We start from the raw sequence: 8,749 nt of genomic DNA, 5'->3' as shown, positions 1-8,749 counted from the left end.
AGCTTGCCTCGCGATCTTTTAAAAAGATCAAAAGATCGCGAGGCAAGCTCGCTCCTACAGTTAGCCTATTTACTTCCAGTGATGAATCGGCCAGCCGGCCTTTTCAGCGTGTTCACGCAAGACCGGGTCAGGATTGACCACATGCGGGTGATCCACTTTGAGCAGCAACGGCAAGTCGTTGCGTGAGTCGGAATAAAAACTCGCGCCCTCAAGGTTTTCTTCTTGCTCGTCCAGCCATTCCAGCAGGCGCGTGATCTTGCCTTCGCGGTAGGTCAGGGTGCCCACGGTGTTGCCGGTGTACGTACCGTGTGCGACTTCCAGTTCAATACCCAGCACTTCATCAATGCCCAGACGCTCGGCAATCGGTTTGACCAAATGCACGCCCGACGCCGAAATAATCAGAATGCGATCGCCGGCTTTGCGGTGAGCGGCCACGGTTTTGGTCGCGTCACTGAAAATGATCGGTTCGATAAAGTCTTCAACCCATGGGCCGACCAAATGATCGACTTCTTCAGGGGTACGCCCGATCAAGGGCTCCAGGCTGAAGGCCATGTAGTCTTCCATCTTCAATTCGCCTTGGCTGTAGGCGTGCATCAGTTCGTTATTGCGCTTTAAAAACGCCTGCGGATCGACCCAGCCCAGGCGGCCCATTTGCTCGCTCCACAAGGTGGCGCAGTCGCCGTGAATCAACGTTTCATCTAGGTCAAAAATTGCCAGGGCCATCAGTGCAACTCCCTTTTCATGGTGCTCAAAAGCATCAGGCTACCTCACATAAGGCGCTGGAATCGATGGTCAACGCCACGCGCTGACCATCCGCGTACAGGTCGGCCGCAGAACGGTTGAGCACGTCTACGATCAACTCCACGCCACGGACTTCGACCCGATAGCGGATCACGTTGCCCAGCAGGCTGTGGTTGCGGATCAGTGTGTCGGCCTCTCCGTGCAGGCTCAAGCCCAGGGTTTCCGGGCGTATGGCGATGCGGCTGGTGACCGGGCGCTGCAACAAACGGCTGGCGGTGTCGGCGTCCAGCAGGTTGTAGTTGCCAATAAAACTCGCGGCAAACACGTCCACCGGGGCCACATAGAGGCTTTCGGCATTGCCGCTCTGGACGATCCGTCCCTTGTTCATCAGGAAGATGCGGTCACTCATGGTCAGCGCTTCTTCCTGATCGTGGGTGACGAAAATCGTGGTCAGCCCCAGCTCACGCTGAATCTGCCGGATCTGCTCGCGCAAATGCTTGCGGATACGGGCGTCCAGTGCTGACAACGGTTCGTCCAGCAGCAACAGGCGCGGGCGCGTCACCAGTGAGCGGGCCAGCGCCACACGCTGGCATTGACCGCCCGACAGTTGGTGCGGGTAGCGCTTGGCAAAGTCATTGAGCTCGACCAGTTGCAGCACCTCAGCCACGCGTTTTTGGCTGTCATTGGCGTTGACCTTTTGCATGCGCAGGCCAAACGCGACGTTTTGCTCAACGGTCATGTTGGGGAACAGCGCGTAGCTCTGAAACACCATGCCAATCCCGCGTTTTTGCGGGTTGAGCGGCACGATGTCCTGGCCATCGAGGAGGATCTTGCCGTCATCCACCGGCGTCAGCCCGGCAATGCAGCGCAGCAGCGTTGACTTGCCGCAGCCAGACGGGCCGAGCAGGGTGACGAACTCGCCCTTGCTGATGGTGAAATTGATGTCGCTGAAGACCGGCGTGCCGGAGTAGGTTTTTTGCAGGTGTTCGACGCTGACAAAACTCATTGGCTTTTGTCCTTGTTCAGGAAGGTGGCAACCCAAGTCAGCACCAGTACAAAAAGGAAGTACGAGATCACCAGCGCGCTGGTGAAATGGCCGCTGCTGTTACGCATGTTATTGAGGAACACCTGCAAGGTTTCGTAGCGGGTGCCGACCAGGATGTTGGCAAACACAAACTCGCCAAACAGGAACGAAAACGACAGCAGCAACGCCACCAGCAAGCCTTTGCGCAAGTTCGGCAACACCACCAGAAACGCCGCCTGCCAGGTGCTGGCGCCGAGCAATTGAGCGGCGTCCATCAGGTCGTGCAGGTTGATGGCTTGCAGGTTGTTGGTGATGGCCCGGTACATAAAGGGCAGGGCCACGGTGAAGTAGCAACCGATCAGGATCCACGGCGTACCGACCATGGCCATCGGCCCCGAGCCGTACAGTTGCAGCAGGCCCACCGATGACACCACCGGCGGTACCGCAAACGGCAGCAGGATAAGGATGTTCATCAGCGCGTCGAGCTTGGGGAAGTGGTAATGCACCACAAACAGCAGCGGCAGAATCAACACCACCGACAGCAGCAAAGACCCGAAGCAGATCAACAGTGAATGGCCGAATGCGGTCAAAAAGCGCGGGTCGCTCCACAGTTGTAGGTACCACTTGAAGGTAAAGCCGCTGGGCAACACGGTGGCGGACCAACTGCTGGCGATCGAGTACACAAACGTGCCCAGCAGCGGCAACAGCAAAATAATAAACAGCAGGTAAACCACCGTGCGGTGATAAACGCTGGCGGTTCCGGTTTCAGCGCGCGACATGGTAGCTCCTCTTTAACAGCCACTGATGCACCAGCGTCACCAGGGTCATCAACCCCACCAAAATCACCGCCAGCGCACTGGCCATGTTCGGGTCCAGGCTGATATCACCCGACACCATCGCGGCAATGCGGATAGGCAATACGTTGAAGTTGCCGGTGGTCAGCGCATACACCGTGGCGTAGGCGCCGAGGGCGTTGGCCAGCAGGATCACAAAGGTGCCTAGCAGCGCCGGTGTGAGGACCGGCAGGCCGATAAAGCGCCAGAACTGCCAGCTGTTGGCGCCCAGCAATGACGCTGACTCGCGCCAGTCTTCACGCAGGGCATCAAAGGCCGGGTACAGCAGCAGAACGCCCAGCGGGATCTGGAAGTAGGTGTACAGAATAATCAGGCCGGTTTTGGAGTAGAGGTTGAAGTCCTCGATGATCCCCGCCTGTTTCAGCATGATCGTGATACTGCCGTTGAACCCCAGCAGGATGATGAAGGCAAACGCCAGCGGCACCCCGGAGAAGTTGCTGGTCATGTTGGCGAAGGCGTTGACGAAGTTGCGCAGCTTTGAGTCGACTTTATGCAGCGAGTAGCTGCCGAGCACGGCAATCACGATGCCGAACAGGCTGGACCAGAAACTGATCTCCAGGCTGTGCTGGATGGCCTGTAAATAGAACTTCGAGGCGAAGATCTTGCTGAAGTTGTCCAGGCCCCAGCCGGTGTCTTCTGATTGCAGGCTGTGTACCAGCACCCACAGCAGCGGGGCAATCTGGAACACGATAAAGACAATTGCAAAGGGCGCGAGGCACAACAATGCCAGCCATTTACCACGGGTCATGGCGCGGGTCTCAATAAGGTCTGGCACAGCGGTTTGTCATGGGCGACGCCCAGCAATTGGCAAATCGTGCCGCACAGTTCGGTTTGTTTAGGGGTGGCCTGAGGGTCCAGGCTAAAGGCGTCGCCAAGTACAAACAGCGGCACTTCACGCTCTTCGGGCAACAGGCCATTGTGCGAGCGGTCGTTGTTCATGCCGTGGTCGGCGGTCACCAGCACCTGGTAGCCCGCGTCCAGCCAGCCTTGCAGGTAGTCGGCCAACACAATGTCGGCAGAACGCGCGCTGTTGCGGTACTGCGAGCTGTCGAGGCCGTGCTTGTGGCCGGCATCGTCGATGTTCATCGGGTGCACCAGCAAAAAGTCCGGCGCATGGCGCAGGCGCAGGCTTTCGGCATCGGCAAACAAGTGGGAATCGGGGTAGTGATCGTTCCAGTAAAAATGCCCGTGCTGGATGGGCAGGTCACTGTCTTCGGTGTGGCGGTCACGGGCCGCGATAAAAGGCGAGCGGTTATACAGTTCGCTGACCCAGTGGTAAGCCGCGGCGGCGGTGCTCAAACCTGCTTCGCGGGCGTAATGGAACACGCTGCGCTGGTGAGACAGGCGCGACACATTGTTATGCACAATGCCGCTTTCAATCGGCGGGACACCCGTGAGGATGCACTCGTAAAGAGGGCGCGACAGCGCTGGCAATTCACAGGTGAGCTTGTACAGCGTGGCGCGTCCTGCGCTGACATACGCCTGCAAATGCCCCATGGCATGGCGGGCAACATCATGATTGAGTCCGTCGAGTACCACCAAAATGACCTTGTGTTTCATGTACTGCGACTCCGCGAACTAAAGAAAAACACAAGCCTCTGTAGCCGCTGCCGAAGGCTGCGATCGGCCACGAAGTGGTCGTGGCAGTTAAAGCCGAGGAAGGTCCTTCGGCCCTTATCGCAGCCTGCGGCAGCGGCTACAGGGGCAGCGGGTTCTTTACTGCATGTTGATGATGACTTCTTCCTGCCATTTCTGAGGCAGGGCCTTCGCGGTTTTTTCCCATGCGTCGGCGTCTTTGATCGGCGTCACGTTCTTGTACTGCTCGTTAGGCAGCAGCTTGGCCTTCACGTCGTCTGGCAGGGTCAGGTGTTCGGCACGGATCGGGCGGGCGTTGCCACGCGCCAGGTTGGTTTGGCCGGCATCGCTGAAGATGTATTCGCGGGTCAGTTTGGCGGCGTTCGGGTGCTTGGCGTATTTGTTGATGATGGTGGTGTAACCCGAAATTACCGAGCCGTCCGACGGGATCAGCACCACGTAGTCATCCGGGTTGGCCATTTTGGCTTTGTAGCTCAGGCCGTTGAAGTCCCAGACCACGCCCACTTCAACTTCGCCTTTTTCCAGGGTGGCGATGGTCGGGTTTGCCAGTGAAAGTCGGCCTTGCTTGGCGATATCAGCAAACATCAGCAGGGCGGGCTGAATGTTCTTTTCATCACCGTGGTTGGCATAGGCTGCGGCCAGAACACCGTTGGAGGCTTGCGCGGCGGTGCTCACGTCACCGATCGAGACCTTGTATTTACCGGATTTGAGGTCAGACCATTTGGTTGGCACTTCGGAGCCGTGCAGCAGCTTTTTATTGACGATAAACGCGATGGTGCCGGTATAGGCCAATGCCCAGTTACCGTCTTTATCTTTGGCCCAGGCCGGGATCTGTTCCCAGGTGGTGGGTTTGTATGGCTGGGTCACTCCTTTGGCCACCGCGATAGGACCGAAGGCTGCACCGACGTCACCGATATCAGCGCTGGCGTTGTCTTTTTCGGCGGCAAACTTGGCCACTTCCTGAGCCGAACTCATGTCGGTGTCGACATGCTTGAGGCCATACAGTTTGTTCAGGTCTTCCCACGTGCCTTTCCAGTTGGCCCAGTCATCGGGCATGCCGACACTGTTCACGGCGCCCTCTGCCTTGGCGGCAGTTTCAAGGGCTTTTAAATCGACATCGGCGGCCATGGCCGAGGTGCAAAGGGCGATGCTGGTGCCTAACAGTGATGCCAGAAAAAACTGTTTCATCTGAAGCTCCTGTGGGGGTGTTCACGCTGGTTTTTTTAGAGTTTTGCAGTGGGTTGGTCTAGGTCAGCAATACCTGAGCCAATTTAAGGGGGCTGCATGACACTTTAATGTCGGCATTGGTTGTGCAAGCACTTTTACAGGCCCGCCAAGTGCCGTGAGCTAAGCGTAGACCATGGTCAAGGCCCCGGCGGGTATGGGCTTGAGGGTTAAAACAGGTGTCAGTGTCATCGAACAGTCATCTGCACTGCCTAGGCTGACACCCTCAAGAGTTAAGTGTTTTGCAGGCCGAGCCTGCCCACATTTGGTGCTGGACTAGTCCAGATAGGTAACGTTGATGCGTGAAGGTGCACCCAAAGCGGTGACAGCCATTGGTCTGGCCCTGCAAGAGCAAATCGAACATGGCTTGCTGACCTGTGGCAGCCAATTACCGGCTGAAAGAAAACTCAGCGAACTGTTCGCGACCACCCGCATCACCGTGCGTGAAGCGTTGTTGCAACTGGAAGCTCAAGGCGTGGTGTATCGCGAGGAGCGGCGCGGCTGGTTTATTTCGCCGCCGCGCCTGGCCTACAACCTGATGCAGCGCAGCCACTTTCACGCGATGGTCAGCGCCCAGGGGCGAGTACCGACCACCGAGGTGATTTCGGCGCGCTTGCAGCCGGCGTCGGCCGCTGTGTGTGCACGCTTGCAGTTACCGGCGTTTTCCAGCGTGATCCAGATCTGCCGGGCGCGGCGCATTGATGGGCGTTTGGTGCTGTATGTCGAGCATTACCTGAACCCGCAATACTTTCCGCAGATTCTGGATTTTGACCTTACGCAGTCGATCACTGAGCTCTATGCGCGGCACTACGACTTGCATTACGGGCGGGTGCGTTTTGAGATCGTGCCGACCGCCTTGCCCGCCGAGGCGGCGGCAACGCTTAAAGTGTCGACGGGCAGCCCGGGGTTGAGGATCGAGCGCATCAACTACGACCAGCACGAGCGGCTGATCGACTGTGACATTGAGTATTGGCGACATGACGCGATCCACGTTGGTGTGGATGTGCTGGAGCGTTGAGTCTGAGCCTGCCTCGCGATCTTTTAAAGATCAAAAGATCGCGAGGCAAGCTCGCTCCTACAAGGAGGTAGGGGTTATTCCTTCTGCAACGTTCCGCTACCTGCTGTTACTACCTGCACGCTCAGGCGTGGTGTCGCGAGGTCAAGGCCGGCTTCATCCAGATGGCGCTTGAGCGACAGGTTGAACGCCCGTGACACTTCCCATTGTTTGATCGGCGCGGTTTTGAAGCGTGCGCGCAAAATCGCGCTGCCCGACTCGAAACTTTCGACCCCTTGAATCTCCAGCGGCGACCAGATGTTGCGGCGCTGCAACGGGTCGGTGCGCATCTTTTGTCCCACCTCGCGCATCAGCTTGATGGCGTCGTCGATTTCCATGTTGTACGGGATCGCCACGCGGAAGATCGCGTAACCGAACTCGCGGGAATAGTTTTTGATGCTTTTGATTTCACTGAACGGAATGGTGTGCACGATGCCGTCAATGTCACGCAGGCGCACGGTACGAATCGTCAGGCCTTCGACGGTGCCCAGGTGGCCACCGACATCCACGTAATCATCGATGGCCAGCGAGTCTTCAATGATGATGAACAAGCCGGTAATCAGGTCGGCAACCAACGACTGTGCACCAAAACCAATAGCCAGACCGATCACACCGGCACCGGCCAGCAGTGGCGTGACGTTCATGCCCATGTTCGCCAGTGCGACGATCAGCGCAATGATGAAAATGGCCGCAAACAGTACGTTGCGAATCAACGGCATCATGGTTTGCGCGCGGGCGTTGGCCAGGCCTTTGCGCGAACGGGTCAGGGCGTGGTGGATGGCGGTATCGGCGAGAATCCAGATCAGCCACGCAAACAGTAACGTCCCCGCCAGGCCGAACAGCTTGACGCTGATTTCATGGCCTTCACCCTCGGTGAAACCGATCAGCGAGAGGCCCCACACGCGCAACCCCAACTCGATGAACACCAGCCACACAATCAAGTGCGCCAGGGTGTAGACAAAACTCTTGAGCCGTTCCGAATACAGCGCGTGGCGCTTGGGCCCGCGTTGGGGCTTTTGCGCATGGCGGCGCACCAGCCCGTTAATCACCATGCACAGCACCACCAGCACGGCGCAGATCAGCGACTGGCGCAGCGCGGTGCTGGTATCGCCCGCTGACAAGAAGGTGGCGAACAATGAGATGCCCACCAGAATCAGCGCGGCGATGTACCAGTAAGTACCGAGGGTCTCGATGCTGTCGCTCAGGGCGCGGCGGGTGAGGCGGCGTGACAGCGGCTGGTTACGGATAAGGTGAGCGATGGGACGGCGGAAGCGGATGATAAACAGCCCGGTCGATAGCGCCGCCATCACGTTCGCAAACGTGGCCACGGTATGCGCCAGGTGCACGCCCAGGGAGGCGACCATGCGCGGGTCGCTGAGCGCTTCGCCGAAGGCGGCAAAGCTGCCGATCCACCACAGCGGGCGGAAGGCCTGATGCCGCAGAATATGCAGGGCGCGATGACGGTGCGGGCCATCGAGCAATGAAAACAGAATTACACAGGTGGCCGAGAAGCAAGTGCCGATCACCAGGGCGTAAGCCAGCGCCATGGCCAGGTCTTTGCCCAGCGACGATGGCAAGGCGTAACTCATGTACACCGTGATCACCAGCGCCACCAGCCAGGGGCCGAGCTTGCGCAAGGCAAAGCGCAGCATGTCGACCGCTTTAGGGTGCTGCGGCAGTTCTTCGCTCAGGCCAAAGCGCAAGCGCACGCGGTGGCTGACCCAAATCAGCAATGAAGCCAGCAGGCTCCAGATCATGATGATCAGCGCAAAGGCAAAGATGATGGGCACCCATTCCTTGGCGGGCAGCATCAAGGCCACCAGTTCATCTTTGGCCTGGCCGATTTCTTCGCTCCAGCGCGAGGTGGGGCTGTCGTTGCCCGAGAACTGTTTTTCGAGGTCGGCAAGGGTGCTGCCGATCAAACCCAGGACGCCGATTTCAGCTTCGGGCTGGGCTTTTTTGGTGGCGTCGCGAAGCTTTTTAAGGTCCGCCAGTAACTTGCTGCGTTGCTGGTCGTTCTCAAGGTTTTTGATCACCTCGTCCAGCGACTGGCCCAAAGGCTCGGTGGGTTGCGTTTGGGTTTTATCCGAACTGGGGAGCAGGCTGGTGATGCCCACAGCCTGGGCCGAGGCGAGCGGCAGCAAGGTCAGCAGACAAATCAGTAGCCAATAGGGCCGGGCAAAGAGACGAAGAAACACTAGGCGATCACCCTCGGAAAGTACGGATCGGACGAGTGTACGCTAGGCCCCGCGATCA

At 58.3% G+C, this 8,749-nt stretch carries 8 protein-coding genes; 1 reads left to right on the top strand and 7 read right to left on the bottom strand.

Going from position 1 to position 8,749, the window contains the following annotated elements; genetic code table 11:
* Positions 1–69: 69 nt before the first annotated feature.
* The 6 genes from QMX84_RS18830 to QMX84_RS18805 form a co-directional block, all read right to left on the bottom strand.
* Complete coding sequence (locus tag QMX84_RS18830; RefSeq protein WP_262125514.1) at positions 70–723, bottom strand: HAD family hydrolase; 654 nt, start codon at positions 721–723, stop codon at positions 70–72.
* Between the two features lie 34 nt (positions 724–757).
* Positions 758–1,747: an ABC transporter ATP-binding protein gene (locus QMX84_RS18825; RefSeq protein WP_123750369.1), complete on the bottom strand. Its 990-nt coding sequence runs from the start codon at positions 1,745–1,747 to the stop codon at positions 758–760.
* Positions 1,744–2,544: an ABC transporter permease gene (locus QMX84_RS18820; protein WP_123750370.1), complete on the bottom strand. Its 801-nt coding sequence runs from the start codon at positions 2,542–2,544 to the stop codon at positions 1,744–1,746. The genes QMX84_RS18825 and QMX84_RS18820 overlap by 4 nt, the downstream gene beginning before the upstream one ends.
* Positions 2,531–3,367: an ABC transporter permease subunit gene (locus QMX84_RS18815; RefSeq protein ID WP_153334654.1), complete on the bottom strand. Its 837-nt coding sequence runs from the start codon at positions 3,365–3,367 to the stop codon at positions 2,531–2,533. The genes QMX84_RS18820 and QMX84_RS18815 overlap by 14 nt, the downstream gene beginning before the upstream one ends.
* Positions 3,364–4,179, bottom strand: coding sequence for an alkaline phosphatase family protein (locus QMX84_RS18810; protein ID WP_153334573.1), 816 nt, complete (start codon positions 4,177–4,179; stop codon positions 3,364–3,366). Before QMX84_RS18810 ends, QMX84_RS18815 begins: the two co-directional genes overlap by 4 nt.
* 156 nt (positions 4,180–4,335) lie before the next feature.
* Positions 4,336–5,403, bottom strand: a complete 1,068-nt coding sequence (locus QMX84_RS18805; RefSeq protein ID WP_153334571.1) for an ABC transporter substrate-binding protein — start codon at positions 5,401–5,403, stop codon at positions 4,336–4,338.
* Positions 5,404–5,737: 334 nt separating this feature from the next.
* Between QMX84_RS18805 and phnR the strand changes: the two genes are divergently transcribed.
* Positions 5,738–6,457, top strand: a complete 720-nt coding sequence (gene phnR / locus QMX84_RS18800) for a phosphonate utilization transcriptional regulator PhnR (protein ID WP_048368606.1) — start codon at positions 5,738–5,740, stop codon at positions 6,455–6,457.
* Positions 6,458–6,531: 74 nt separating this feature from the next.
* Here phnR and QMX84_RS18795 read toward each other — a convergent pair whose 3' ends face one another.
* Complete coding sequence (locus QMX84_RS18795; protein WP_278939996.1) at positions 6,532–8,691, bottom strand: mechanosensitive ion channel family protein; 2,160 nt, start codon at positions 8,689–8,691, stop codon at positions 6,532–6,534.
* Positions 8,692–8,749 lie beyond the last annotated feature (58 nt).

It is taken from the genome of Pseudomonas sp. PS01297 (genome assembly GCF_029959305.1).
Lineage (GTDB): Bacteria > Pseudomonadota > Gammaproteobacteria > Pseudomonadales > Pseudomonadaceae > Aquipseudomonas > Aquipseudomonas helleri.
Note: the sequence above shows the minus strand (reverse complement) of the source record. Positions and strands in the feature narration are given on the sequence as shown.

Coding starts and splice junctions, on each gene's coding strand:
- phnR (WP_048368606.1), top strand. CDS start 5,738: ATGCGTGAAGGTGCACCCAAAGCGGTGACAGCCATTGGTCTGGCCCTG.
- QMX84_RS18815 (WP_153334654.1), bottom strand. CDS start 3,367: ATGACCCGTGGTAAATGGCTGGCATTGTTGTGCCTCGCGCCCTTTGCA.
- QMX84_RS18825 (WP_123750369.1), bottom strand. CDS start 1,747: ATGAGTTTTGTCAGCGTCGAACACCTGCAAAAAACCTACTCCGGCACG.
- QMX84_RS18810 (WP_153334573.1), bottom strand. CDS start 4,179: ATGAAACACAAGGTCATTTTGGTGGTACTCGACGGACTCAATCATGAT.
- QMX84_RS18820 (WP_123750370.1), bottom strand. CDS start 2,544: ATGTCGCGCGCTGAAACCGGAACCGCCAGCGTTTATCACCGCACGGTG.
- QMX84_RS18805 (WP_153334571.1), bottom strand. CDS start 5,403: ATGAAACAGTTTTTTCTGGCATCACTGTTAGGCACCAGCATCGCCCTT.
- QMX84_RS18830 (WP_262125514.1), bottom strand. CDS start 723: ATGGCCCTGGCAATTTTTGACCTAGATGAAACGTTGATTCACGGCGAC.